A 26033-nucleotide genomic window follows, 5' to 3' on the forward strand; every position below is an offset into this window, starting at 1 on the left:
GCTTACTTGACGGCTTCGACGATCTTCGTGGCCGCTTCGGCCATGGTGTCGGCGCTGATGATGGGCAGGCCGGACTCGGCCAGCATCTTCTTGCCCAGTTCTTCGTTCGTGCCCTTCATGCGCACGACCAGGGGCACTTGCAGGTTCACGGCCTTGCAGGCAGTGATCACGCCGGTGGCGATGGTGTCGCACTTCATGATGCCGCCGAAGATGTTGACCAGAATGCCTTCGACCTTGGGGTTCTTCAGCATGATCTTGAAGGCTTCGGTGACCTTCTCGGGGGTGGCGCCGCCGCCCACGTCCAGGAAGTTGGCCGGCTCGCCGCCGAACAGCTTGATGGTGTCCATGGTGGCCATGGCCAGGCCGGCACCGTTGACCAGGCAGCCGATGTTGCCGTCCAGCGAGATGTAGGCCAGATCGAACTTGGAGGCTTCGACTTCGGCGGGATCTTCTTCGTCCAGGTCGCGCAGTGCCACGATTTCGGGCAGGCGGAACAGGGCGTTGGCGTCGAAGTTGAACTTGGCGTCCAGGGCAATGACATTGCCCTTGCTGTCACGGTTCAGGGGGTTGATCTCGACCAGCGAGGCATCCGTGTCCATGTAGCACTTGTAGAGCTTCTGGCAGATGTCGATGAACTGGGCAGTGGAGTCGGCAGGCATGCCGATGCCCTTGGCCAGCTCTTCGCCCTGGGCCTGGGTCAGACCGACCAGGGGATCGACGAAGATGGTGATGATCTTCTCGGGCGTGGAGTGGGCCACTTCCTCGATGTCCATGCCGCCTTCGCTGGAAGCGATGAAGGCCACCTTCTGCGTGGCGCGGTCGGTCACGCACGACAGGTAGTACTCCTTCTGGATGTCGGCGCCGTCTTCGATGTACAGGCGGCGGACCTTCTGGCCTTCGGGGCCGGTCTGGTGCGTGACCAGCTGCATGCCCAGGATCTGGCCAGCCAGTGCCTTGACGTCGTCGATGCTCTTGGCAACCTTCACGCCGCCGCCCTTGCCGCGACCACCAGCGTGGATCTGGGCCTTCACGACCCACACGGGGCCGCCGAGCTTCTGGGCGGCCTCGACGGCCTCTTGCACTGTGAACGCAGGGATACCGCGAGGTACAGGCACACCAAACTGACGCAAGATGTCCTTGCCTTGGTATTCATGAATCTTCATGATGTCTCTCTCAAACAAATAGGGGGGGATTGACCCGGTAGCCCTGGGGTGCTGCCTCAAGGCGGAGTGACCTGGCAATCGCCGAATGTACCATGCTGCACTGCGCCATCCGACACGCCCCCATGCGCAGAATCCACAATTTCCTGCGGGCCAAGCAGCATGCCAGGAACTGTGCAATGCATTGATATGTCAGGGAAAAGACGGTTTCCCGACATTTCTTTCAGGCGCCACAGCTCTTTTGTCTTATAGAGGATCTGCAGACGGCCCTGCCCGCCGTTTGTAACAGGCGCATGTCAGCACGCCCTTGATCGCCACTGCCAACCGTTTTGCGACAACGGGCGCAGGGGGACCCGGTTTCGGTGAGAATCCGCAGCTGGAACGCGGCAATGGTGCCGCAGCGGCTCCAGGAGGGCCGCGCAGCAGGAGAAATACAGCGATGGCAAAAGTCTTTATCGATGGCGAAGCAGGCACGACAGGGCTGCAGATCCGTGAGCGTCTGGTCGATCTGTCCGGCGTGGAGCTGGTCAGCATTGCGCCCGAGCTGCGAAAGGATCCTGCTGCCAAGCGTGCGCTGATCGCCGGCGTGGACCTGGTCATCCTGTGCCTGCATGACGACGCTGCGCGCGAAACCGTGGCCATGGTCGACGCCATCGAGGCCGAGACCGGCCGCGCCATCAAGATCATCGATGCCTCCACCGCCCACCGCGTGGCGCCGGGCTGGGTCTACGGCTTTCCCGAGCTGCGCAAGGGCCAGCTGGACGCCGTCAAGGCTGCCACGCGCGTGGCCAACCCCGGCTGCTATGCCACGGGCGCCATCGCACTGCTGCACCCGCTGGTGGCGGCAGGCCTCATTCCAGCCGACTACGCGCTGAGCCTGCCCTCGGTGTCCGGCTACTCGGGCGGCGGCCGCAGCATGATCGAAGCCTACGAGGCCGGCACGGCCGCGCCTTACGAGGCCTATGCGCTGGGCCTGTCGCACAAGCACATTCCCGAAATCCTGCACTACACGGGCATGACGCGCCGCCCGGTCTTCATTCCTGCCGTGGGCAATTTCCGCCAGGGCATGCTGGTGCAACTGCCCCTGCATCTGGACCTGCTGCCGGGCGCGCCCAAGGCCGCCGATCTGCACGATGCGCTGGCCGCCCACTACGCGGCGACCAACACGCCCGAGCAATGGGTGTCGGTGCTGCCGCCCACCGAAGACATGAAGCTGGCTGCCGATACGCTGACCGACACGAACAGGCTGGAGTTGCGTGTATTCGCCAATGAGCAGTACCGCCAGGCCGTGCTGATCGCCCGTCTGGACAACCTGGGCAAGGGCGCCAGCGGCGCCGCCGTGCAGAACCTGCAGATCATGCTGGGCCTGTGAGGCCCCCCGCGCCCCCGTCCTTGCCGGGCCGGCGCGGTCCGGTCTGGGGCCATGTCCTGGCCCTGGCCGTGCTGTGTCTGCTGATCGTTGTGTTCGCCTGGAAGCTGCGGCCGGCATTGCCTTCCTCATCGCGCCTGCTGCTGAGTCCGCTGCTGGGCAATATGGAAGCCTGCCTGGTGCAGGACGGGCTGCGCGAGGATTTTCCCAAGGAATTCCAGCAGGTGCCTGCCAGTTGCCTGGGCCCTCAGGGCTCGGCCGCGGAAATGGTGAAAGCCACGCTGCAGCGCTTGGGCCGGCCGCAGGGCGAGGGGCTGGAGCTGGGCTATACGCTCAGCGTGCCTCTGCTGCGCTATGTGCAGTGGAACGGCCGGGCCTGGGAAGTCCGGGGCGAGGCGCTGGACCGCGTGGTGCGCACGGTGGCGCAGGCGCAGCGGCCCGTGGTGCTCTACCTGTTCGCCACGCATTTCGAGGTCCACTCCCAGGCCGAGGAGCGCCTGGCCGCCGATCCCGCCAATCTGGCCTGGACGCCCAAGGGACCGCTGCCGCTGGACACCTATCTGGGCGCGCGCATCTTCCCGTGGTCGGTTGCGCGGCAGGACAATGAAATCACGCGCGTGCGCAAGCTGGTGGTCGATGCCCTGGCCGAGCGCATGTGCGCTGCGGGCGATGCCGCCATGCATCCGCTGCGTGCGCTCACCGTGCTGGGCGAGACGCACCAGCTGTTCCCGGGTTTCGAGGCCGGCATGGGGTTCGCGGCCGAAGGCTATGCGGTCACCGACTACAGCCCTGCATCCGTGGCGGGCTTCCATGCATTCCTGCGCCAGCGCTATGGCGACATTGCGCGGCTCAATGCCCATCTGAAGTCGGAGTTCGCCAGCTTCGATGCGGTGGAGCCTCCGTCGCGCAACATCCGCAGCGAGCCGCTGCAGAACTTCTTCCAGCACATCGACAGCTATGCGGCTGGCACGGTCCCGGTGTCCGGCTGGGTCCACTCGCCCGACGCGAAGCTGCAAAAGCAACTGGCCGTGGCCGTCTTCGTGGACGGGCGCCCCTACTCGCACGCCCCCGTGCACATGCACCGCCAGGATGTGGCCCAGGCCAAGCCTGATTTCCTCACGCCCGATGTGGGCTGGCGTGCCGACATCCGCTATCCGGCGCTGGGCGAGGGCCTGCACCGCATCGACGTGGTGCTGCAGGCCGGCGGGCGCAGCCTGGGCCTGCTGGCCACGCGCCAGATCGCCGTGATGGACCGCCACCAGGGCGAGCCCAGGCCCCATGCCGCCGAGGCCTTGCCTGACTTCGGCAAGCTGCCCGATGGTGTGGAGTTCTGGGTGGACAGCCCGCAGGACCGGCTGGCGCTGTTCTACAACCCGCTGGTGACGGACTGGAACGATTTTCGCGAGCAGCAGGTGGCCGACTACATCCAGGGCTTTTCCGAGCACATCGGGCACGGCTGCCTGGGCCGGGTGCCTCGCTTTGCCCACCAGCTCAACCCCCATGCGAATCCGAGCTGGGACGCCAGCCGCTACGCCGTGGAGCGCAGCCTGCAACGCATGCCGGGGCTGTCCCTGGGTGTCAGCCTGTATGGCGAAGACACCTATGGGCCGCTGGTCGGCCAGATGCTGCGCCGCTATGGCCACACCGCCTATGGCGTGACGGAGTTCCATCCGCTGGTGGCACTGTCGCCGCAGCGGCTGGAGAAAGTGCTGACCATGCACCGCCGCCAGGGCGCGCGCTTCCTGTCCTTCTTCATGGAGGCGCGTCCCGAGGACGCGACCGGCACGCAGTCCAGCAACGAGTTCTCCTTCGATGCGGACAACCGCGCGCACGGCTCGGACGCGCTTTACCGCTCGCTGCGCCAGGTGCTGCAGCCGCACTGACCTGCCGCGCGCAGCCTTTTCCATGTCTTCAGCGCACAGCAGTTCCCCTGCAGCCGCAGGCCGGGCCACCGCCATCGGCCTGCTGGCCGTGGTGTGCTGGAGCTGCACCGTGGGCCTGATGCGCTCGGTGGCCGAGCCGCTGGGCGCCGTGGGCGGCGCTGCCATGCTCTATACGGTCAGCGCCCTGTGCGTGGCCGCCGTGCGCGGCCTGCCCAGGCCTTCGCAATGGCGAACCATGCACCCGGCCTATTTCTGGGGCTGCGGGCTGCTGTTTGCGGTCTATGAAATCTGTCTGTCGCTGGCGATCGGTCTGGCGCAGGACCGCGCTCAGGCACTGGAGCTGGGGCTGATCAACTACCTGTGGCCCAGCCTGACCATCGTCTTGGCGGTGCTGCTGCGCCAGCAGCATGCGCGCTGGTGGCTGTGGCCCGGCGTGCTGCTGTGCCTGTGGGGGCTGACGCGCGTGCTGGGCGGCGAGTCCCTGCAGATGCATGACATGGCAGACCACATGCTGGCCAATCCGCTGGCCTATGGACTCGCCTTTGGCGCGGCCCTGCTGTGGCCCTGCTATTCGCTGGCTGCTCGGCGCTGGGGTGGGGGGCACAATGCCGTGGGGTTGTTCCTGATCTGGACTGCGCTGGCGCTGTGGATCAAGTGGTTGTGGCTGGGTGGCGAAGGCGGCATGCACTGGTCAGGCACCGTGGTGCTGCAGCTGCTGGCCGTGGGCGGGCTCACGGCCATGGGCTACAGCTGCTGGGAGCACGGCATACAGCACGGGCATCTGGCCGTGATGGCGGCGGCCTCGTACTTCACGCCCGTGTTCTCTGCCTTGCTGGCCAGTGCCTGGCTGCAGGTGCAGCCGGGCTGGGGCTTCTGGCAGGGCGTGGCGCTGGTGACCGTGGGGTCGCTGGTGTGCTGGGGCGCAACCCGGCGCGTGGATTAGTTGCCTTCGCCTGCAGCTCCGTCATCCCAGTCTTCGCTGCGCCCGCGCAGCACCTTGCTCGCTATTTCTCCGCCAAAGCCGCGCGCGGCCAGAAAGCGCATCTGCTTGAGGCGTTCCTGCGGGGTGGCCGGCGGTGTGCCGAAGCGCTGGCGCCATACGGCATGGGCGCGCTGCAGTTCGGTGGCGCGCAACTGTTCTGCGGCGGCGCGCACCAGGCCATCGTCCAGCCCCTTGCTGCGCAGCTCCTGCACCACGCGCGATGTTCCAAAGCGCGCGGCCTTGCGGTGCAGCACGGACTCGGCCACGCGCTCGGCGCTGATGAAGCCGCGCTGCTCCAGCGCGTCGAGCATGGCGCCCAGGTCCTCGCCTTCCTCCACATGGGGGGCGAGCTTGCGTTCCAGCTCCAGCCGTGAATGTTCGCGCTGGCCCAGCAGCTTGAGCGCCCGGCCCTTGAGCGACAGCTTGGCGAATCCCATGCGGCAATGTCTCCTGAATCATCCCGAATAAAAAAGGCCCCCACGCTCCCCTTGCTGCGCAAGGTCCGCTGCCCCCCAAGGGGGCCGCTTTTTTGCCTTGGGGCGTCCCGGCGATAAAAAAGGCGCAGACGTGAGCCTGCGCCAAGATGGCAAACACAGTGTGCGCAGGCGCTGCGGCGCCTGCTGTGAGGGGTCTGGGCGCTCAGGCTTCGATCACGCCGTCCTTGTCGGCCTTGGCCTTGCCCGCCTTGGCAGCCTTGGCTTCGGGGGCATCGCCGCCGGCCGTGGGCAGCAGGGCAATGCCCAGGCTGTCGCGCACCTTGTTCTCGATCTCCACGGCCAGGCCGCTGTTCTCGCGCAGGAATTCGCGGGCGTTGTCGCGACCCTGGCCGATCTTTTCGCCGTTGTAGGCGTACCAGGCCCCCGACTTGTCGAGGATCTTGGCGTTGACGCCCATGTCCAGGATTTCACCTTCGCGCGAGATGCCTTCGCCGAAGAGGATGTCGAACTCGGCGGTCTTGAACGGGGGCGAGACCTTGTTCTTGACGACCTTGACCTTGGTTTCGTTGCCGATGGCTTCGTCGCCCTTCTTGATGGTGCCGGTGCGGCGGATGTCCAGGCGGACCGAGGCGTAGAACTTCAGCGCATTGCCGCCCGTGGTGGTTTCGGGGCTGCCGAACATCACGCCGATCTTCATGCGGATCTGGTTGATGAAGATGACCATGCAATTGGTCTTCTTGATGGTGGAGGTCAGCTTGCGCAGCGCCTGGCTCATCAGGCGGGCCTGCAGGCCGGGCAGCTGGTCGCCCATCTCGCCTTCGATTTCGGCGCGCGGTGTCAGTGCGGCCACCGAGTCCACGACGATCATGTCCACGGCGCCCGAGCGCACCAGGCTGTCCACGATTTCCAGGGCCTGCTCGCCGGTGTCGGGCTGGCTGATCAGCACTTCGTTGAGGTTCACGCCCAGCTTCTGGGCATAGCTGGTGTCCAGCGCGTGTTCTGCGTCGATGAAGGCGCAGGTGCCGCCCTGCTTTTGCATTTCGGCGATGACCTGCAGCGTCAGCGTGGTCTTGCCCGAGGATTCAGGGCCGTAGATCTCGATCACGCGGCCACGGGGCAGGCCGCCCACACCCAGGGCGATGTCCAGGCCCAGCGAGCCGGTGGAGACGACCTGGATGTCCTGGATGGCTTCGCCTTCACCCAGGCGCATGATCGTGCCCTTGCCGAACTGCTTTTCGATCTGGGCGAGTGCGGCCTGCAGGGCCTTGGCTTTTTCACTGTTGGCGGTGGTGACGGCGGTGTTCATGCGGACTCCTGGGTTGGGTATGGATTCAGCTCTGTATTTGCATTCAGGCTGGATGCTTGAACAGTAGTTTATGGGCTTGCTGTCTTGATTTGTTGGTGTTTTTAGTCAGTTTTCCTGACTTGTTGGATTTGCCTCCACAATGCATCCATGAGTGAGCTTTCCCCCGTCACGCCGCCCGCCGACGCCTGGCGCCAGACCCACCTGGGCCGCCTGCTCGGCCATGCCATGCGGCGGTTCGACGCGCGTGTGCTGCAGCTCATGGCGCGCGATGTGGAGGTGCCGCTGGCACTGTCCAACCTCGCTGCGCGCGACAAGGTGGGGGCGGCCCATATCCACATCACGCGGCATCTGTCGCTGGCTGGCGACCGGCTGACGGACCTGGCAGAGCGCGCAGGCATGACCAAGCAGTCCATGGGCGACCTGGTGGCCCAGTGCGAGGCCTGGGGCCTGGTCACGCGCGAGAGCGACGAGCGCGATGCGCGCGCGCGCCGCATCCGCTTCACGCCAGCGGGCCTGGCCTGGCTGCAGGCTTTCCATGACGCCGTCTCCCAGGCCGAGGCCGAATTCCGCGAGGAAGTCGGCGACGACATCGCCACCGTGGTGGCGCTGGGGCTGGAGGCCTACGCGGGCGGCGGCTCACTCGGGTAAAGTCCCTGCCCGCACTGCGGGGCGCATCCTAGAATCCTGGGAACTAAAGGCGCGCATTTCCAACTCCCAGAGCGCGCCTGCATTACAGGAGACATCCCCCATGCGCATTCTGATTGCCGAAGACGACCAGGTCCTGGCCGATGGCCTGCTGCGCAGCCTGCGCGGCTCGGGCGCCGTGGTCAGCCATGTGGCCAATGGCAGCGAGGCCGACACCGCGCTGATGACCAGCAGCGAATTCGACCTGCTCATCCTGGACCTGGGCCTGCCCAAGATGCACGGGCTCGAAGTGCTCAAGAAGCTGCGCGGCCGCGGCGATGCGCTGCCGGTGCTCATCCTCACGGCGGCCGACAGCGTGGAAGAGCGCGTGCAGGGGCTGGACTATGGTGCCGACGACTACATGGCCAAGCCGTTTGCGCTGTCCGAGCTGGAGGCGCGCGTGCGCGCCCTCACGCGGCGCGGTATGGGCGGCGCCAGCAGCACCATCAAGCACGGCCCGCTGGTCTACGACCAGGCCGGCCGCGTGGCCACCATCGACGGCAAGATGGTCGAGCTGTCGGCGCGCGAGCTGGGCCTGCTGGAAGTGCTGCTGCAGCGGGCCGGCCGGCTGGTCAGCAAGGACCAGTTGGTCGAGCGCCTGTGCGAGTGGGGCGACGAAGTCAGCAACAACGCCATCGAGGTCTACATCCACCGGCTGCGCAAGAAGATAGAGCGCGGCCCCATCCGCATCGCCACCGTGCGCGGCCTGGGCTACTGCCTTGAGAAGATCGCGTCCTGAGGCCGCTGCCGTGGCTGTCAGGCCCGGGTTGGCTTGCCTGCGCATAGTGGTGGTTGCCGCGGGGCCGTGAACCCGCCGTAAGGGGCTGCCCGCCGATGAAAATCTTCCAGCGTGAACAGCGCTCCCTGTTCGGCGAGATCCTTGACTGGATGCTCACGCCGCTGCTGCTGCTGTGGCCCGTGAGCCTGGCGCTGACCTGGCTGGTGGCCCAGGGCCTGGCCAACAAACCCTTCGACCGCGCGCTGGAATACAACGCCCAGGCGCTGGCCCAACTGGTGATGGTGCAGCACGGCAAGGTGCTGTTCAACCTGCCGCAGTCGGCCAGCGAGATCCTGCGTGCCGACGAATCGGACACCGTGTATTTCCAGGTGCTGGGCGTGAAGGGCGAATACCTGGCCGGCGAGCGCGACCTGCCGCCGCCGCCCGAGCCCGACGAGGCTCTGACTGGCGCGGCGCCTCCAGGCTTGCCGTCCGGCGGCACCGTGCAGCTGCGCGATGCGGAATTTCGCGGCATCGATCTGCGCGTGGCCCATGTCTGGGTGCGCATGCCCCTGCCGGGCGAACCGCAGGCCCTGGTCCAGGTGGCCGAGACGCGCGAAAAGCGCAGCGTGCTGGCCACGGAAATCATCAAGGGCGTGATGCTGCCGCAGTTCGTCATCCTGCCGCTGGCCGCGCTGCTGGTGTGGCTGGCGCTGGCGCGCGGCATCAAGCCGCTGCACCGGCTGGAGGAGCGCATCCGCGCGCGCCGGCCCGAGGACCTTTCGCCCATCAACCACAAGGACGTGCCGCTGGAAGTCGTGCCGCTGGTGGATTCGGTCAATGACCTGCTGGGCCGCCTGGGCGACTCGCTGGCCACGCAAAAGCGCTTCCTGGCCGACGCGGCCCACCAGCTCAAGACGCCGCTGGCCGGGCTGCGCATGCAGGCCGAACTGGCCCAGCGCGAGGGCGTGAGTACGGGCGAGCTGCGGCAGTCCCTGGCCCAGATCGCGCGCTCCAGCATCCGTGCCACGCACACCGTCAACCAGTTGCTGGCGCTGGCGCGTGCCGAGAGCGCGGGCCTGGGGCGGGGCCTGGCCATGCAGCCGTGCAACCTGGTGCGCATCGTCACCGACGTGGTGCGCGACTGCCTGCCGCGCGCCATGGACAAGCATGTGGACCTGGGCTATGACGGCGCCGAGTCCTCGGCCGCCGGCGTCTGGCTGCAGGGCAATGCCACGCTGCTGACCGAGCTGGTACGCAACCTCGTGGACAACGCCATCAACTACACGCCTTCCACCAGCAGCCGGCCGGGCATGGTCACCGTGCGTGTGCTGGCCGATCCTTTTGGTCAGGTCCTGCTGCTGCAGGTGGAGGATTCGGGGCCGGGCGTGCCCGAGGCCGAGCGCGAGCTGGTGTTCCAGCCGTTCTACCGCGTGCTGGGCTCGGAGGCCGATGGCTCGGGCCTGGGCCTGCCCATCGTGCTGGAGATTGCGCGCCAGCATGGCGGGCAGGTGGTGCTGGAGGATGCGCATCCGGGCCAGCAGCCACCGGGCGCACGCTTCAGCGTGCGCTTCACGGCACTGCGCTCGCCGCCGCCGCCTAAGCCTGCGGCATAGGTGGCGCCTGACCGGCTGCCGCAGGGGCATCGGGGGCTACAGGGGCCATCGCCACCCGTCCCGGTGTCTGCGCCGCATGGTCCACCAACCAGTTGCGGAAGATGCCCAGCGTGCCATGGTTGGCACGGTCGGCCGGATAGCACAGCCAGTAGCCCAGGGCGCTCTGGTAGCCGTGCTGGGGCAGGGGCTCGTTCACCAGGCCGGCGGCAAGCTCGTCAAGCACCAGGCAGCGTGGCACCAGTGCGATGCCCATGCCCGCCATCACGGCGCGGATGATGGTCTGGAACTGGTCGAACTGCGGGCCCGCCAGCGGGCTGATGCCGTGGATGCCGTGGGCCTCGCTCCAGCGTGCCCAGGCGTCGGCAATGGTCACGTGGCGCAGCCGCGTGCAGCGCGCCACGTCCTGGGGCGTGGTGATGCGCGCCTCGGGGCCCGTGCCATGTGGCGGTGCGATCAGCGCCACCTGGCGGCCCACCAGATAGTGGGCGTGCGCGCCGCTCCAATGCCCGTCCCCGAACAAAATCGCGCAGTCCAGACCCGGACTGTCAAATTGGTAGCTGTGTACGTAGGGTACAAAGTGCAGCGTGATCTGTGGATAGCGCTGCTGAAACTGGGGCAGCCTGGGGATCAGCCACTTGGCCGCGAAAGTCGGCAGCGATGACAGGTGCAGCGCGCCTCGGCTGTCATCGCTGGTGATGAGTTCGAGGGTGGCCGCCTCCAGCTGGCCCAGCAGGGCGCGCACGGCGCGCTCGTAGCGTTCGCCCGCAGGCGTCAGGCTCAAGCGCTTGCGCTCGCGTTCGAACAGCGGCACGCCCACCCACTTCTCCAGCTCCTGGATCTGCTTGCTGACTGCGCTTTGCGTCAAGTGCAAGGCTTCGGCCGCGCGCGAGACACCTCCGAAGCGCACCACGGTGGAGAAGGCGCGCAGCAGATGTATGGGCGGGTTGAGGCGGCGCAAACTCATGACAGGGATATGATGAAACTATTCCTGTTCGGAATATTAACAGGCACAGTATTTGCTTTTTTTGTGAGCAGATTTCTTTTAATCTGACCTTGTTTGTAAGAAAGATCCTATGCAACGACGCCATTTCCTTGCTTCCATCGCCGCTTCTTCTGTCGTTCCTGGAATGTCCTTCGCCCAGGAAACCACCCGTCCCCTGCGCATCGTCGTTCCGTTCCCTGCTGGTGGCTCCACCGACATGGTCCCGCGCAACATGCAGGACGTGCTGCCCAAGTTGCTGGGCGGCCAGGCGGTGGTGATCGAGAACAAGGCCGGCGCCGGCGGCTCCATCGGCATGGCCGAAGTGGCACGTGCCACCGACGGCGTGACCTTCGGCATTGCCACGCTGTCCACCCATGGCGTGAACCCCGCCGTGTTCAAGAAGCTGCCCTATGACGCCATCAACGACTTTGTCGGCGTGACCGAGATCGTCAAGGCGCCCGGCGTGATCGTGATCAACCCCAAGCTGGTGCCTGCCAACAACTTTGCCGAGTTCGTGAAGTACCTGAAGGCCAACCCCGGCAAGGTCAGCTTCGCCACGCCCGGCAACGGCACCATCGGCCACATGTGGGGCGCCCAGTTCATGAAGAGCACGGGCACCGAGATGCAGCACATTCCCTACCGTGGTGCAGGCCCGGCCATCAACGACGTGCTCGGCGGCCAGGTGCCCGTGTATTTCGACCAGGTCGCGTCCTCGCTGCCCCACATCAAGGGCGGCAAGGTCAAGGCCCTGGCCGTGTCCTGGCATGAGCGCCTGGACGTGCTGCCCGATGTGCAGACCTATGCCGAAGCCGGCCACGCCGACCTGAACGATCCTTCCTGGTTCGGCCTCGTGGCCCCCAAGAGCACGCCGCCCGAGCAGATCGCCCGCGTGCAAAAGGCCATCGCGGCCGCGCTCAAGGACCCGGCCGTGCAAAAGCGCATGGCTGCCCAGGGCCTGTACATCTCCGGCACCAGCAGCGATGCTTTCACCAAGCAGATCGCCAGCGAAGTGGCCAAGATGAAGAAGATTGCCGCCACGGCCCAGATCCAGCTGGATTAAAGGCTCCCCCTGAGGCGCCTCGCGCCTTCCCCCTCTCTCGCTTCGCGGGAGGGGGACGACGCCCTCGCTGCGGGGCGGCCCTTGCTCGGCGTCCCTGGCCTGGGACGCGCCAGTTTCATGGCGGGCTGGCCGCAGCGTAGCGGTGCAATGCGTAACCGAGATAGACCACTTCCTCATGCATCCCGTCCTGCGACTGATCAGTCAGAACTTCCTGCAATCCCTGCCCGGCGCGGCAGGCTCCGGCGCGGCCGATGCCGCGCAGCCCATGGTGACCAGCGTGGCCGGCACCAGCGCCGTGGTGCTTGACTCGCCGCACAGCGGCACGGTCTACCCGCAGGACTTCGGCTCCTGCCTGCCGCTGGCCACGCTGCGCCAGGCCGAGGACACGCATGTGGAGAAGATCTATGCCTTTGCGCCAGGCATGGGCGTGGGCTGGGTGGAGGCGCATTTCCCGCGCATCTACCTGGATGCCAACCGCGACACCACCGAGATCGACACCACCATGATCGAAGGCGACTGGCCGCTGCCCGTCACCACCGACCAGGTCGTGCTGCAGAAGGTCCGCCTGGGCAAGGGCCTGATCTGGAAGTTCACCGACGAGGGCGTGCCCATCTACGACCGCCAGTTGCCGGCCTCCGAGCTGCTGCAGCGCATCGAGCGCTGCTGGAAGCCCTACCACGCCGCCGTGGAGCGCGCCATTGACGCCGCCCATGCACGCCATGGCTACAGCATCCACATCAACTGCCATTCCATGCCTTCCGTCGCCGCCAGCCATGCCACGCTGCACCCGGGCCTGGTGCATGCCGACTTCGTCATCGGCGACCGCGACGGCAGCACGGCCAGCCCCGCGCTGTCCGAGCGCATCTGCGCCTTCCTGCGCGAGCGCGGCTACAGCGTGGACTACAACCATCCCTACAAGGGCGTGGAGCTGGTGCGCCGCTACGGCAAGCCTGCCGAGCACCGCCACAGCATCCAGATCGAGATCAACCGCAAGCTCTACATGAACGAGCAGACCCTGGAACTGGACCAGGCCGGCTACCTGCGCCTGACCACCGATCTGAAGGTCTTGGTCGAGCAGCTCATGGCTACCGACCCGCGCGCGCTCTGACCCGCGGCGGCTGAAATGAAAAAGGCCCGCGATCCTGTGATCGCGGGCCTTTTCGCATGGCGTGCCCAACGGGTTCAGCAGGGTTTGAACGGCTTGCCCTCGAAGGCCTTGCCGCCCATAGCCTCGACCTGGCTGCGCAGTGCGGCCGTGGCCTGGGGCAGGCGCAGGGTGTAGAGCGTGATGTCGGGGCGCTCCTGCACCACGCGGGCCGTGCGCACGCCCTGGCGCGCGAAGTTGGTCAGCTCGCGCGTGGCCGCTTCCTCGGTGGAAAAGCGGCCCAGCGACAGGCCCGGCTCCAGCGCGCCGCCCGCACGGTCGAAATCGATCTTGCGGGCGCGCAGTTCGGCGCGCTTGCGTTCCAGGAATTCGGCGTCGGGGAACTTGCCCATGTAAACCATCCAGCGGCCCGGCTGGTGCGTGCTGCTCAGGTCCCATTGGTCGCTGGCGACCTGGGCGATGAGGCCGCGGCGCAGCGCCTCGGCATGGCGGTCTTCGATGCCCGTGGCCACCAGGCAGCTGGTGGGCTGGCCTGCAGCCTGGGCGGGCCTGGGTGCAGGGGCGGGCTCCTCGCCGCCTGCCGGGGTGGAGGCCGGCGCTGGCGTGGACGGGGCGGCGGCCGGTGAGGGCGTGGTGGATGCGTTGTCCACGCTCAGCAGGCTCAGCGCCTCGGGGCGCACCTGCTGGGCCAGGCGCTCGGGCTCGGTCGTGGACGGGGGGGCCAGGCCCAGGGCCTGGAGCTGGCCGTGGCTCCAGAGGTAATAGCCGGCATTGGCCAGCACCAGCAGCAGAAAGGCAATTCGCAGCATGTCGTTTCTCGGCGGGCCTAGTGCATCAATCGCTCTAGCCTACAGCAGCCGGCCGCACGCTGATTTCCGAGCTGGTGATGGCCTGCAGGCCGCGCGCCGTGCGCACCAGCAGCGCGCCATCGCGGCCCACGCCTTCGGCCATGCCGCTTTCGCCGTCGCTGAGATTGACGGCGCGCCCGCGCAGCAGGTCGCGCTGGGCAAAGCGGTCCACCAGCGGCGCAAAGCCCTGGGCGGCAAAGGCCTGGATGTTGGACACCAGTCCCGGCAGCACGCAGGCCAGGGCGGTGGGCGCGTCCAGGCGCTCGTCCAGTTCCAGCAGGCTGGCCGGCGGCGTGCGCATGCCGTCGCCGGGGCGGGGGCGCACATTCAGGCCGATGCCCACGACCACGTAGCGCGGCGTGCCGGGCTCATGTGCGGCGCTGCCTACAAAGCTGGCGGTCTCGATCAGGATGCCGCCGAGCTTGCGGTCGCCGTCGATCCACAGGTCGTTGGGCCATTTGAGGCCGATGCGCGGGCGCTGCGAGCCCGGGGCGGGCAATTGCGGCTGCAGGCTTTGCGCCACGCTCAGGCCCACGGCCAGCGACAGGCCGGACCAGTCGGCAGGCGCCAGCGGCATGCCCAGCGAGAAGGTCAGCGAATCGCCCACGCCGCTGGTCCACTGGCGGCCCAGCCGGCCCCGGCCGGCGGTCTGCACTTCGGTCACCAGCAGCACGGGTTCGTTGCGGCCATCGCGGGCGCGTGCCATCAGCTCGGTATTGGTCGAGCCGATGCTGGGCACGATCTCCACGGAAAAGCCAGGCAGTTGCGGCTCGATGGCCTGCCACAGCGACTCCGCAGGCCAGTGGATGGGGGACGAAGCCATCATGCGCCCGCCTTTGTCGAGGATGTGCCGGATTTTTTCTTCGGCTCTTGGGTGGGTTTGCCCAAAGGCTTTGGCGCTTGGGCCTGCTGTTTTTGGGGCCGCTTTGCCTTTTCAGACTTTTCCGATTTCGGCTTTGCGCCGGCCGGCAACGCATCGCCGGGCATGGGCGGGCGCCAGCCGCGCTTGGGCGCCAGCAGCGTGCCGCGGCAGGTGGCCGCACCGCACCAGCAGGGATACTCGGCCTTCAGCTTCCTGGTGTAGGGTTCGTCGATGATCAGGCCGTAGTCGTAGCTCAGCTCCTCGCCGGCGGCGATGTTGCGCAGTGCGACGATGAAGATGCGGCCATCGCGCTCGTCGGTGTAGCAGTTGGGCGCGCAGCTGTGGTTGATCCAGCGCGAGGAATTGCCGCCGTAGTTGGCATCGATCACGCGGTCTTCGTCGATGTGGAAGTAGAAGGTATGGTTGGGCTGGCTGGGGTCGTGCGGGTGCCTGTCCTGGGCTTCCTGCCAGCTGACGATTTCCCCTACGTACTCGACAAGGACCTCGCCTTCGGCAAGATCCTGCACGGCGAAGACGCCCTTGCCATGGACACCCGAGCGGCGGGTCTGGATACGGCGGCCGCCGGAAGGGGCCAAAGCTGTGCGGGGCATGTTTTCTCTGATAACTTGAATAGGCACACATGCGCGTGCGCGTACACGTACGTACACGCGTGAGCCATGGATTGTAGAAGCGCAGGCATGCGACATGCAGCTCCTGCGGGGAATGACGAGTACACACAATGACAAAGACCCTGGTGATTGCTGAGAAGCCTTCGGTCGCGCAGGACATCGTCCGCGCGTTGACTCCGGTGGCGGGCAAATTCGACAAGCACGATGAATACTTCGAGAGCGAACACTACGTCGTGACCAGCGCCGTGGGCCACCTGGTGGAAATCCAGGCGCCCGAGGAATTCGACGTCAAGCGCGGCAAATGGAGTTTTGCCAACCTGCCGGTGATTCCGCCGTATTTCGACCTCAAGCCCGTGGACAAGACCAAGAGCCGGCTCAATGCCGTGGTCAAGCTGGCCAAGCGCAAGGACGTCACCGAACTCATCAACGCCTGCGACGCGGGCCGCGAGGGTGAGCTGATCTTCCGCCTGATCGAGCAGTACGCCGCAGGCGCCAAGCCGGACGGCAAGGGCCTGGGCAAGCCGGTCAAGCGCCTGTGGCTGCAGTCCATGACGCCGCAGGCCATCCGCGACGGCTTCCAGAACCTGCGCAGCGACAGCCAGATGCAGGGCCTTGCCAGCGCGGCGCGCAGCCGCTCCGAGGCCGACTGGCTGGTGGGCATCAACGGCACGCGCGCCATGACGGCCTTCAATTCGCGCGACGGCGGCTTCTTCCTGACCACCGTGGGCCGCGTGCAGACGCCCACGCTGTCCCTGGTGGTGGAGCGCGAGGAAAAGATCCGCAAGTTCGTCAGCCGCGACTACTGGGAAGTGCATGCCGCCTTCGACGCGCAGGCCGGCCAGTACCTGGGCAAGTGGTTCGATCCCCAATGGAAGAAGAGCGAGGATGCGGAAGCCCGCGCCGACCGCATCTGGAACCAGCGCGACGCCCAGGCCATCGCCGACGCCGTGCGCGGCAAGCCGGCCCAGGTCACCGAGGAGTCCAAGCCCACGTCCCAGGCCAGCCCGCTGCTGTTCGACCTGACCAGCCTGCAGCGCGAGGCCAACGGCAAGTTCGGCTTCTCGGCCAAGACCACGCTGGCGCTGGCGCAAAGCCTGTACGAGCGCCACAAGGCCCTGACCTACCCGCGTACCGACTCGCGCGCCCTGCCCGAGGACTACGTGCCCGTGGCGCACCAGACCTTCGCCATGCTGGCCGGCAGCGGCATGCGCCACCTGGCGCCCTTTGCCCAGCAGGCGCTGGACGAGAACTATGTGCGCCCGACCAAGCGCATCTTCGACAACAGCAAGGTCTCGGACCACTTCGCCATCATCCCGACCACGCAGGCGCCCAGCGGCCTGTCCGAGGCCGAGCAAAAGCTCTATGACCTCGTCGTGCGCCGCTTCATGGCCGTGTTCTTCCCGAGTGCCGAGCACCAGGTGACCACGCGCATCAGCAAGGTCGAGCAGCACAGCTTCAAGACCGAAGGCAAGATCCTGGTCAAGCCCGGTTGGCTGGCCATCTACGGCAAGGAGGCCGCCAACGAGGTCGAAGGCGGCAAGGACGGCGACAAGGGCCAGCCCCTGGTCGCGGTGCAGCCCGGCGAGCAGCCGCGCGCCGGCCAGGTCGATCCCAAGGGCCTCAAGACCAAGCCGCCCGCGCGCTACTCCGAAGCCACGCTGCTGGGCGCCATGGAAAGCGCGGGCAAGCAGGTGGAGGACGACGAGCTGCGCGAGGCCATGCAGGAAAAGGGCCTGGGCACGCCTGCCACGCGCGCGGCCATCATCGAAGGCCTGCTGACCGAAAAGTACATGCTGCGCGAAGGCCGCGAGCTGATTCCCACGGCCAAGGCCTTCCAGCTCATGACGCTGCTGCGCGGCCTGGGCGTGGAAGAGCTCTCGCGCGCCGACCTCACCGGTGAATGGGAATACAAGCTGGCCCAGATGGAAAAGGGCCAGCTCTCGCGCGATGCCTTCATGCAGCAGATCCAGTCCATGACGGAAAAGCTGGTCAAGAAGGCCAAGGAATACGACCGAGACACCGTGCCCGGCGACTACGCCACCCTGTCCACGCCTTGCCCCAACTGCGGCGGCGTGGTCAAGGAGAACTACCGCCGCTACGGCTGCACGGGCAGCGACGGCCAGGGCGCGGGCTGCGGCTTCTCGTTCACCAAGTCGCCTGCAGGCCGCACCTTCGAGACGGCCGAGGCCGAGCAACTGCTGCGCGACCGCCGCCTGGGCCCGCTGGACGGCTTTCGCTCCAAGGCAGGCTGGCCCTTCGTGGCCGAAGTCACCATCGTGCGCGACGAGGAAGGCGGCAACTACAAGCTTGAGTTCGACTTTGGCGACGACGCCGCTTCCGAAGACACGGGCGAGCTGGTGGACTTCGCCAGCCAGCAATCGCTGGGCCCCTGCCCCAAGTGCGGCGCGCCCGTCTTCGAGCACGGCAGCAACTACGTCTGCGCCAAGGCCGTGCCCACGCTGGCCCAGGCCACGCCCAGCTGCGACTTCAAGAGCGGGCAGATCATCCTGCAGCAGCCCATAGAGCGCGAGCAGATGCAAAAGCTGATGCAGACCGGCAAGACCGACCTGCTGGACAAGTTCGTTTCCAACCGCACGCGGCGCAGCTTCAAGGCCTTCCTGGTCTGGGATGGCGCGGCCGGCAAGGTGAACTTCGAGTTCGAGCAGCGCGACAGCAAATACCCGCCGCGCAAGACGGCGGCCGCCAAGAGCGCGCCGGCCAAGAAGGCACCTGCCAAGAAGGCCGCGGCCAAGACCACGGCAAAGACGGCCACCAAGACTGCGCGCAAGCCGGCTGCCGGCACGCTGCAGCCCAGCGCGGCCCTGGCCGCCGTCATCGGCGAAGGCACGGTGGCGCGTACCGAGGTGGTCAAGAAGCTGTGGGAATACGTCAAGGCCCAGAACCTGCAGGACCCCAAGGACAAGCGCGTCATCCGCGCCGATGACAAGCTGCGGCCCGTCTTCGGCAAGGACAGCGTGAACATGTTCGAGCTGGCCGGCATCGTGGGGAAACATCTCACCCCCTGAGGCGCTTACGCGCCTTCCCCCTCTCTACTCGCTCCGCGAGGGAGGGGGACGACACCCTCGGTGCGGGGCGGCGCGGCCGGCTTAGGCCTTTCCTCGGTGTCCCTGGCTTTGGGGCGCGCCAGTTTTGAGGGCAGTGTTTGAGCTCTACACCAGCGGGTCGCCGGCCTGACATGGGGGCAACACATGCTTGGGCTAATCTAGCGGGCATGGATACCGAAATGCTCACCCCGGCAGCGGCTGCCGCCGCTGCTTCCTCCCCGGCGCCCTCGCGCTCCATCCGCCTGGACGGCGCCTCCAACTTCCGAGACCTCGGTGGCTACGCGGGCCTGGATGGCCGGCGCGTGCGCTGGCGCACGCTGTTCCGTGCCGACCACCTGGCCGGCCTCAGCGCAGCGGACCTGGACGTGCTGCAGGGCCTGAAGCTCGCGCGCAGCGCGGACTTCCGGGGCAAGATGGAAAGCGCCCACCTGGCCTACGAATGGCCGGGCATTGCCCGCCATGCGCTCATCGTCGAGCCCACCGTGGTGCAGCGCGCCAGTGCCCTGATTGCCGCAGGCAACGACCTCACGGCCGCCCATGCCGAGGAGCTGATGCAGGACACCTACCGCAGCTTCGTGCACGCCTACGCACCGCGCTTTGCACAGTTGTTCCAGCTGTTGCTGGAAAGCCAGGATCCGCTGGTCTTCCACTGCACGGCCGGCAAGGACCGCACGGGCTGGGCTGCCGCCTTGCTGCTCACCGCGCTGGGCGTGGACGAGGACACCGTGATGCAGGACTACCTGCTGACCAACCAGCTCTACCAGCGGCCCGCCACCACCTTCGCCCCCATGCCGGCCGAAGTGATGGATGTGCTGTGGCGCGTGCAGGCCTCCTACCTTGCGGCCGCCACCGACATGGTGCGGGCCGACTTCGGGGGGATGGAAGGGTATCTGCGGGATGCGCTGGGCATCGACAGTGCGGCACGCGAGCGGCTGGCTGCGCTTTACCTCGAAGGGTGATTACCTTCGCTCACGGGGCGGCAGGGTGGCGCGGCTAACATGGGCTGTGCCGGTCGGTTGCGCCGGAGTTCAAGGAGATTGCGATGAAATACGGCATGCGTGAGCTGGCCGCGATGGTGCTGGTGGCCCTGAGTGTGGGGCTGGCTGGCTGTGCGGGTGGGGTGCCTGGGGATGTTGCGGGGAGCCAGGCGTCCAGTGCCAGTGGGGTGACGGTGTTTGGGACTGTGGATGCCAATGTGAGTCATACGCGGACTTCGCGGTGACTCTTTGTGCTTTGGTTCTTTCGCTGGATTTGTCCCTGCCGGGTGGTTGTTTTTCGAGGCCGGGTTTCGGCCCGGCGGCCGACCTACTTTCTTATCGCGCGATAAGAAAGTAGGCAAAGAAGCGCGCCCCACTGCCCACGACCCTTCGCTTCGCTGCGGGCGACCTGCGTTGTGCGGGATGCGGGGTGCGCCGTGAAACTCGTTGCGCGCTGCGCGCTTCACTCAAACATCACGGCGAGCTAGACAACGAAGCAAGCCTGTCCTTCGGCAGGCTTGCCGCCCCGCATCCCGCCCAACGCAGGCGTGGGCAGAAGGGGGAGGCTGGCGACAGCCAACAGCCAACAGCCAGCCGGGTCAGGGCTGGATCGGCGTGATCACCACGCCGGTGCCTGCGGGGGCGTCTTCGCCGCCGGGCAGGGCGGGCGTGGCGGGGGTGGCTTCCTGCACTGCGCGCTGGTCTGTGGGGCCCAGCGTGCCCTGGGTGAGGGGGATGTTGGGGGCGGGCAGGGCGGGGGTGCTTTCTATGATTTCCTCGCCGGGCGACAGGCCCGGGCCGGGTGGCTCCGTGGGCTCGGGTGCGGGTTCAGGGGTCGGCGCCGGCTCCGGGGTGGCGGGTTGGCCGGGCTGTGCGGGCGGCTGCTGGTCGGGCCACCAGCCCTGCATGCGTTCGCGCAGGCGGCCGACCATGTCGGACCACCAGTGGCTTTGTTCGGGTGGCTCGAAGCGGGCCTTGGCGTCGATGACGGGGCTGCGCAGGGCGCGGGACATGAAGTCTCCCACCATGGGCAGGGCGCTGCGCGAGCCCTGGCCCCAGCGGTCGCTGCGCAGGGTGATGCGCGCGTCGTTGAAGCCGGCCCAGGCGCCGGTGACGATTTCCGGGTGCATGAGGATGAACCAGCCATCGGCATTGCCCTGGGTGGTGCCGGTCTTGCCGGCCACGTCGGCGTGGATGCCGTAGCGCTGGCGCACGGCCACGGCCGTGCCTTTGTCCACCACGGCGCGCAGCATGTCCACCAGGGCGTAGGCGTGGTCTTCGTCCAGCGCGCGCTCGGGCTTGGGCGGGCTGAATTCGGCGATGACCTTGCCGTCGGCGTCCTCGATGCGCGTGACCATCATGGGCGGCAGCCAGCGGCCACCGTGGGCCAGGCTGGCATAGGCGTTGACCATCTCCAGCAGTGACACCGGGCTGCTGCCCAGGGCCAGGGCGGGCACTTCGTCCAGCGGGCTCTGGCGCACGCCCAGGGCGCGCGCCAGGCGTGCCACGCGGGCGGGGCCCACGGACTGCATGACTTCGGCGGTGATGGTGTTCTTGGAGTAGGCCAGGGCGTCGCGCAGCGTCATCTCGCGGCCCGTGGGGGGCGTGGCGTCGGTGGGGCGCCAGACTTCGCCGCCGGCCAGCTGGATTTCCACGGGGCTGTCCACGCGCTTGTCGTCGGGGGTGGCGCCCTGCTGCAGCGCGGCGCCATAGACAAAGGGCTTGAAGGTGGAGCCGGGCTGGCGCCGTGCCTGCTGCACGTGGTCGTAGGCGTCCTGCGTGAAGTCGCGGCTGCCTACCCATGCCAGCACTTCGGAGGTGGCCGGGTTCAGCGCCACGAAGCCTGCCTGCACGCGGGTCTTGTCCTCGCGCAGCTGCTTCATGAAGGCCTTGTCGGCCAGCAGGGCCTTGAGGGTGTCTTCCTCGCTGTCCTTGTCCGTTGCCTTGTCCTTGCCTTGGCTGTCCGCGCGTTTGCGCGCGGCACGCCAGGCGGGGGTCTCTCGCACGAGTTGCTGTACCAGCGGGTTGGAGGCGTTCCAGCCGTCGCGCTGGCTCCAGGCGCCATTGGCCACGCCCTGCAGCGTGCGCGTCTGGCGCGCCACGGCCTGGTTGGCCCAGTTCTGCATGCGCGAGTCGATGGTGGTGTGCACCACCAGGCCGTCGGTGTAGATGTTGTAGTCGTTGCGGTCGGCCCAGTCGATCAGCCACTTGCGCAGATGCTGCGCGAAGTGCGGCGCCATGCCCAGGGGCTCTTCCTGGCGCTCGAAGTTGATGCGCATGGGACGCTTCTTGAGCTGGGCAAACTCGGCCTCCTGCAGCACGCCGCGCTTGACCATTTGCGACAGCACCGTGTTGCGGCGGTACAGCGCGCGGTCGGGGTTGAGCACGGGGTTGTAGTAGCTCGTGCCCTTGAGCATGCCCACCAGCGTGGCGCTTTCCAGCACCGTCAGCCGCGCGGCCGGCTTGTCGAAATAGGTGCGCGCCGCCATCTCTATGCCGAAGGCGTTGTAGAGGAAGGGCACGGTGTTCAGATAGGTCTCGAGGATCTCGTCCTTGGTGTAGAGCGCCTCGATCTTGAAGGCCGTGATCGCCTCCTTGAGCTTGCGGTTGAGCGTGGGCGCGCGGCCGATTTCGGTCGGGTACAGGTTGCGTGCGAGCTGCTGGGTGAGGGTGGAGCCGCCCTGCGGATCGCCGCGCAGCGTGTGCACCACCGAGCCCAGCGTGCGGCGCCAGTCCATGCCGTGGTGTTCGTAGAAGCGGTGGTCCTCGGTGGCAATCAGCGCCTTGATCACCGAGGGCGACATCTCGTCGAGCTTCACCCACTGCCGGTTGCTGCGCTTGAACTGCGCGAGCTGCTTGCCATCCGCGCTCATGATCTGGGCTGGCTGCTCCAGCTTGGCCTTGCGTATGTCGCGGATGCCGGGCGTGAACGGGATCAGGGCCAGCACATACAGCGCGAACAGCAGCGGCAGCGCAGCGGCGAACAGCAGCCATTCGCGCCGGGTGGGCCAGCGGTGCCACCAGGGCAGGGCCGCCACGCGCTGGCCGATGCGGCTGGCCAGCAGCCTTTGCCAGGCTGCGAGTACAGCGTCGGGCAGCTTCAAGTCATTGAAAGAAAAGCGCATATTGCAAGACGGCCCTGATGACAGGACATCAGGGCCGATAGGGCGGGACCATCCGCGAAGGCTAGAGAATGCCCAAAAAAGCGGCACCCCGCTCGCGCGGGGTGCCTTGCCTATGGGCCAAGCCCCGGTATTGTCGGGCTGGCGTGTACTGGCGGGAAGTGCTTATTTCTCCAGCCAGTCGGACAGCTCGTCCGCATGCTCCTGCTCCTGCTCCAGGATGGATTCGATCAGCCGGCGCGTGGTGGGGTCCTTGTCGCCGATCAGGTCGATCATCTGGCTGTAGGCCTCGATGGCCACGCGCTCGGCGATCAGGTTGGTGCGGATCATGGCCTTCAGGTCCGTCTCGCCGTTGTAGTCGGCATGGCTGCGCTGGGTCAGCGTCTGGGGGTTGAAGTCGGGCTCGCCGCCCAGCTGCACGATGCGCTGGGCCAGCTTGTCGGCGTGGGCCATTTCCTCGTTGGCATGGACCAGGAACTCGTCGGCGATGGCCGGCGAGGCCAGGCCCACGGCGGTGAAGTGATGGCGCTTGTAGCGCATCACGCACACCAGCTCGGTGGCCAGCGAGTCATTGAGCAGCTTGATGATGTCCTCGCGCCAGGGCCCGAAATGCGGGGTCACGGCGCCATCGTCCAGGCTGCGCTTGGCAGCCTCCAGGGCCTTGGGGTCCAGCGCCAGGTGGCCGTTGCCGGGGTTGGATTTGGCTTGCTTCGTGGGGGTGCTGTTGGCGTTCATACAGGTGGTCTCTTCATCGTGGGACGGAAACTACGGCAGGCATGCGCCTATGCGGCTTGTAAACACCTGCCAGCGAAACGGGACCAGGCGGGCCGCTGTGCCCGCCTGTTGCCTTCCAAGGTAAGTTTTTGGCCGCCTGCTGTCTGTGAGACAAGTCCGCATCCCCATGCCCGGCCAGCGCGCCCCCGGGTGTCCCGGCGCTACCATGGATGCTCCACTTCAGGAGCACCGCATGAATGACACCGCCGCCGCGCCCCGCTCGGCCTACGACTTCGAGGCCACCTCCATCACGGGCCAGGCCGTTCCCCTGTCGGACTACCGTGGCAAGGTGCTGCTCATCGTCAACACCGCCAGCGCCTGCGGCTTCACGCCGCAGTACGCGGGACTGCAGGCGCTGCATGAGCAGTACGGCGAGCGCGGCCTGGTGGTGCTGGGCTTTCCGTGCAACCAGTTCGGTTCCCAGGAAAAGGGCAGCGAATCGGAAATCGCCAGTTTCTGCGACCTGAACTTTGGCGTGCGCTTCCCGCTCATGGGCAAGATCGACGTCAACGGCGCCAACGCCCACCCGCTGTACCGCTGGCTCACGGCCGAGGCGCCGGGCGTGCTGGGCACCAAGGCCATCAAGTGGAACTTCACCAAATTCCTCGTTGGCCGCGACGGCCAGGTCATCCGCCGCTATGCGCCGCAGGATGCGCCGGCCAAGCTGTCCACGGACATCGAGGCCGCGCTGGCGCTTTGATGCGCTGATGCGCGCTGACCGCGCCTGTCCATCAGGGTTTCACGCAGGGCCGGCAGCGCGGGCTGGCCGCACGCCATGGTTAGCATGCTCCTTGACATCACAACAAGGAGACAACACCCGTGAAAGCCTTCCGCCGCACCGCCCTCGCCCTGCTCACTGCCTGCACCCTGCCCATGATTGCTACCAGCGCCGCCGCCCAGGACAAGCCCGTGGTCCAGTTCATCGCCACGGGCGGCACCATTGCCATGAAGATCGACCCGGTCAAGAACGCGCCCGTGCCCGCGATCTCGGGCGACGACCTGCTGGCCACCGTGCCCGACGTGGGCAAGTACGCGCGAATCCAGGTCAACAACCTGTCCAACGTGCCCTCCGACTACATGGACCCGGGCCGCTGGGTGCAGCTTTCCCAAGCCGTACAGGCCGCGCTGGCCCGCCCTGAGGTGGCCGGCGCCATCGTCTCGCACGGCACGGACACGCTGGAGGAAACCGCCTTCTGGCTGGACCTGACCGTGCAGTCGTCCAAGCCCGTCGTGCTCATCGGCGCGCAGCGCAATGCCTCGGTGTCCGACTTCGACGGCCCGCGCAACCTGCTCAACGCCGTGCGCATCGCCGTGGACCCCAAGGCGCGCGACAAGGGCGCCATGCTGGCCATGAACAACCAGATCAACGCCGCGCGCTACGTTACCAAGACACACACGGCCAACGTGGAGACCTTCCGCTCGGGTGAATTCGGCTTCCTGGGCGAGGTCTACCCGGACCGCGTCAGCTTCGCCTCCGCCCCCGCGCGCCGCCAGCACCTGCCCATCCAGGCGCAGACCATGCCCGAGGTGGAAATCTTCCCCATGTACGGCGGCGCCAACGGCCAGGCCGTGCGCCAGGCGGTGGACCGTGGCGTCAAGGGCATCGTCATCGACGCCCTGGGCATGGGCAACATGAACGTCGCCATGCTCGATGCCGCCAAGTACGCCATCGGCAAGAACGTGCCCGTGGTCGTCAGCACGCGCGTGCACAACGGCCGCGTCATGCCCAGCTACGGCTTCGAGGGCGGCGGCAAGACCTCGTTCGAGGCCGGCGCCGTCATGGCCGACGATCTGCGCGCGCCCAAGGCGCGGATCCTGCTGATGCTGGCGCTGCAGTCCGGCGTGACGGGGCAGAAGGACCTGCAGGCGGTATTCGACCGATAGGCCGCCGCAACCCGCCGCGCAGGCTCTGGCCTTGCGCGGCATTTCTGGCGGGCACCGAGGTGGCACACTGGCAGCCTCATATGCCAACCAGGGCGCACCATGCAGGATGACGATCTCGAATACGTGGGCTTCTGGGCCCGTACCGGCGCCGCGCTGATCGACACCGTGATCCTGCTCGTGCTCATGCTGCCGGCCCTGATCTCCATCTATGGCTGGGAATACCTGGAATCCGAAAAACTGCTGCACGGCCCGGCCGATTTCGTCATCTCCTGGGTGCTGCCTGCCATTGCCGTCGTCATCTTCTGGATCAAGAAACAGGCGACGCCGGGCAAGATGATCATCTCCGCCAGGATCGTGGACGCGCAGACCGGCGCGGACATGAGCACACGGCAGGCCGTCATTCGCTACCTGGCCTATTTCGTGTCCATCATTCCGCTGTGCCTGGGGCTGATCTGGGTGGCCTTTGACCCGCGCAAGCAAGGCTGGCACGACAAGATTGCGGGCACCGTGGTGGTCAGGCCCAAGCACCGGGGCGTGCAGCCGGTGAAGTTCCGCTGATATCCATATCGC

Annotated in this window: 22 protein-coding genes; 13 read left to right on the plus strand and 9 right to left on the minus strand. The window is 67.0% G+C overall.

Annotated features, from left to right (window positions below):
* Positions 1 to 2: 2 nt before the first annotated feature.
* Positions 3 to 1163, minus strand: coding sequence for an ADP-forming succinate--CoA ligase subunit beta (gene sucC / locus ACF8NF_RS05415; RefSeq protein WP_016449395.1), 1161 nt, complete (start codon positions 1161 to 1163; stop codon positions 3 to 5).
* A 436-nt stretch (positions 1164 to 1599) separates the two neighbouring features.
* Here sucC and argC point away from each other — a divergent pair, with 436 nt between their 5' ends.
* From argC to yddG, 3 genes are read left to right on the plus strand one after another with little or no spacing between them, the layout of a single operon-like run.
* The gene (gene argC, locus ACF8NF_RS05420) at positions 1600 to 2532 is read left to right on the plus strand and encodes an N-acetyl-gamma-glutamyl-phosphate reductase (protein ID WP_061288739.1); all 933 of its coding nucleotides are present in this window, start codon (positions 1600 to 1602) and stop codon (positions 2530 to 2532) included.
* Positions 2529 to 4412, plus strand: a complete 1884-nt coding sequence (locus ACF8NF_RS05425) for a hypothetical protein (protein WP_016449397.1) — start codon at positions 2529 to 2531, stop codon at positions 4410 to 4412. Before argC ends, ACF8NF_RS05425 begins: the two co-directional genes overlap by 4 nt.
* A gap of 22 nt (positions 4413 to 4434) precedes the next feature.
* A complete protein-coding gene (gene yddG / locus ACF8NF_RS05430) occupies positions 4435 to 5355 on the plus strand; it encodes an aromatic amino acid DMT transporter YddG (protein WP_016449398.1) in 921 nt (306 codons plus the stop codon).
* Here yddG and recX read toward each other — a convergent pair.
* Positions 5352 to 5831 carry a recombination regulator RecX gene (recX, locus tag ACF8NF_RS05435; protein ID WP_151019363.1) on the minus strand — a complete coding sequence of 160 codons (480 nt, stop codon included), beginning with the start codon at positions 5829 to 5831 and terminating at the stop codon, positions 5352 to 5354. The genes yddG and recX overlap by 4 nt on opposite strands.
* A gap of 202 nt (positions 5832 to 6033) precedes the next feature.
* Positions 6034 to 7137 carry a recombinase RecA gene (gene recA / locus ACF8NF_RS05440; RefSeq protein ID WP_016454235.1) on the minus strand — a complete coding sequence of 368 codons (1104 nt, stop codon included), beginning with the start codon at positions 7135 to 7137 and terminating at the stop codon, positions 6034 to 6036.
* Positions 7138 to 7284: 147 nt separating this feature from the next.
* On the opposite strand from recA, the gene ACF8NF_RS05445 reads away from it, so the two are divergent.
* The 3 genes from ACF8NF_RS05445 to ACF8NF_RS05455 all read left to right on the plus strand — a co-directional run bounded on the left by ACF8NF_RS05445 (position 7285) and on the right by ACF8NF_RS05455 (position 10155).
* Positions 7285 to 7785, plus strand: coding sequence for a MarR family winged helix-turn-helix transcriptional regulator (locus ACF8NF_RS05445; protein ID WP_016449401.1), 501 nt, complete (start codon positions 7285 to 7287; stop codon positions 7783 to 7785).
* Between the two features lie 100 nt (positions 7786 to 7885).
* Entirely contained in the window at positions 7886 to 8560 is a 675-nt protein-coding gene (locus ACF8NF_RS05450; protein WP_012202808.1) for a response regulator transcription factor, read from the plus strand.
* A gap of 95 nt (positions 8561 to 8655) precedes the next feature.
* Entirely contained in the window at positions 8656 to 10155 is a 1500-nt protein-coding gene (locus tag ACF8NF_RS05455) for a sensor histidine kinase (protein WP_016449402.1), read from the plus strand.
* Here the strand turns inward: ACF8NF_RS05455 and ACF8NF_RS05460 are convergent.
* On the minus strand, positions 10139 to 11119 hold the full coding sequence (locus tag ACF8NF_RS05460) for a LysR substrate-binding domain-containing protein (protein ID WP_016454232.1): 981 nt from the start codon (positions 11117 to 11119) through the stop codon (positions 10139 to 10141). The two genes, ACF8NF_RS05455 and ACF8NF_RS05460, sit on opposite strands and share 17 nt — an antisense overlap.
* A 109-nt stretch (positions 11120 to 11228) precedes the next feature.
* On the opposite strand from ACF8NF_RS05460, the gene ACF8NF_RS05465 reads away from it, so the two are divergent.
* Together ACF8NF_RS05465 and ACF8NF_RS05470 are read left to right on the plus strand one after the other, a co-directional pair.
* Positions 11229 to 12197: a tripartite tricarboxylate transporter substrate binding protein gene (locus ACF8NF_RS05465; RefSeq protein ID WP_026062916.1), complete on the plus strand. Its 969-nt coding sequence runs from the start codon at positions 11229 to 11231 to the stop codon at positions 12195 to 12197.
* Between the two features lie 175 nt (positions 12198 to 12372).
* Entirely contained in the window at positions 12373 to 13305 is a 933-nt protein-coding gene (locus ACF8NF_RS05470) for an N-formylglutamate amidohydrolase (protein ID WP_047218928.1), read from the plus strand.
* A 74-nt stretch (positions 13306 to 13379) separates the two neighbouring features.
* On the opposite strand, the gene ACF8NF_RS05475 is transcribed toward ACF8NF_RS05470, so the two are convergent.
* From ACF8NF_RS05475 to ACF8NF_RS05485, 3 genes are read right to left on the minus strand one after another with little or no spacing between them, the layout of a single operon-like run.
* Positions 13380 to 14111 carry a hypothetical protein gene (locus tag ACF8NF_RS05475; RefSeq protein WP_017407049.1) on the minus strand — a complete coding sequence of 244 codons (732 nt, stop codon included), beginning with the start codon at positions 14109 to 14111 and terminating at the stop codon, positions 13380 to 13382.
* A gap of 34 nt (positions 14112 to 14145) precedes the next feature.
* A complete protein-coding gene (locus ACF8NF_RS05480) occupies positions 14146 to 14976 on the minus strand; it encodes a biotin--[acetyl-CoA-carboxylase] ligase (RefSeq protein ID WP_392450213.1) in 831 nt (276 codons plus the stop codon).
* Complete coding sequence (locus ACF8NF_RS05485; RefSeq protein ID WP_016449408.1) at positions 14973 to 15623, minus strand: SET domain-containing protein; 651 nt, start codon at positions 15621 to 15623, stop codon at positions 14973 to 14975. The genes ACF8NF_RS05480 and ACF8NF_RS05485 overlap by 4 nt, the downstream gene beginning before the upstream one ends.
* Before the next feature lie 128 nt (positions 15624 to 15751).
* On the opposite strand from ACF8NF_RS05485, the gene ACF8NF_RS05490 reads away from it, so the two are divergent.
* The gene (locus ACF8NF_RS05490; RefSeq protein ID WP_392450214.1) at positions 15752 to 18667 is read left to right on the plus strand and encodes a DNA topoisomerase III; all 2916 of its coding nucleotides are present in this window, start codon (positions 15752 to 15754) and stop codon (positions 18665 to 18667) included.
* Between the two features lie 218 nt (positions 18668 to 18885).
* Positions 18886 to 19665: a tyrosine-protein phosphatase gene (locus ACF8NF_RS05495; protein ID WP_016454230.1), complete on the plus strand. Its 780-nt coding sequence runs from the start codon at positions 18886 to 18888 to the stop codon at positions 19663 to 19665.
* Between the two features lie 617 nt (positions 19666 to 20282).
* Here ACF8NF_RS05495 and ACF8NF_RS05500 read toward each other — a convergent pair.
* Positions 20283 to 22808, minus strand: coding sequence for a penicillin-binding protein 1A (locus ACF8NF_RS05500; protein WP_392450215.1), 2526 nt, complete (start codon positions 22806 to 22808; stop codon positions 20283 to 20285).
* A 162-nt stretch (positions 22809 to 22970) separates the two neighbouring features.
* Positions 22971 to 23540: a bacterioferritin gene (locus ACF8NF_RS05505; RefSeq protein ID WP_017405563.1), complete on the minus strand. Its 570-nt coding sequence runs from the start codon at positions 23538 to 23540 to the stop codon at positions 22971 to 22973.
* A 232-nt stretch (positions 23541 to 23772) separates the two neighbouring features.
* On the opposite strand from ACF8NF_RS05505, the gene ACF8NF_RS05510 reads away from it, so the two are divergent.
* From ACF8NF_RS05510 to ACF8NF_RS05520, 3 genes are all read left to right on the plus strand, one after another.
* Positions 23773 to 24279, plus strand: coding sequence for a glutathione peroxidase (locus ACF8NF_RS05510; protein WP_013804566.1), 507 nt, complete (start codon positions 23773 to 23775; stop codon positions 24277 to 24279).
* A 119-nt stretch (positions 24280 to 24398) separates the two neighbouring features.
* Complete coding sequence (locus ACF8NF_RS05515) at positions 24399 to 25463, plus strand: asparaginase (RefSeq protein WP_392450217.1); 1065 nt, start codon at positions 24399 to 24401, stop codon at positions 25461 to 25463.
* A gap of 99 nt (positions 25464 to 25562) precedes the next feature.
* The gene (locus ACF8NF_RS05520; protein WP_392450219.1) at positions 25563 to 26021 is read left to right on the plus strand and encodes an RDD family protein; all 459 of its coding nucleotides are present in this window, start codon (positions 25563 to 25565) and stop codon (positions 26019 to 26021) included.
* Positions 26022 to 26033 lie beyond the last annotated feature (12 nt).

The organism is Delftia sp. WSY_22 (assembly GCF_043104185.1).
Lineage (GTDB): Bacteria > Pseudomonadota > Gammaproteobacteria > Burkholderiales > Burkholderiaceae_C > Comamonas > Comamonas tsuruhatensis.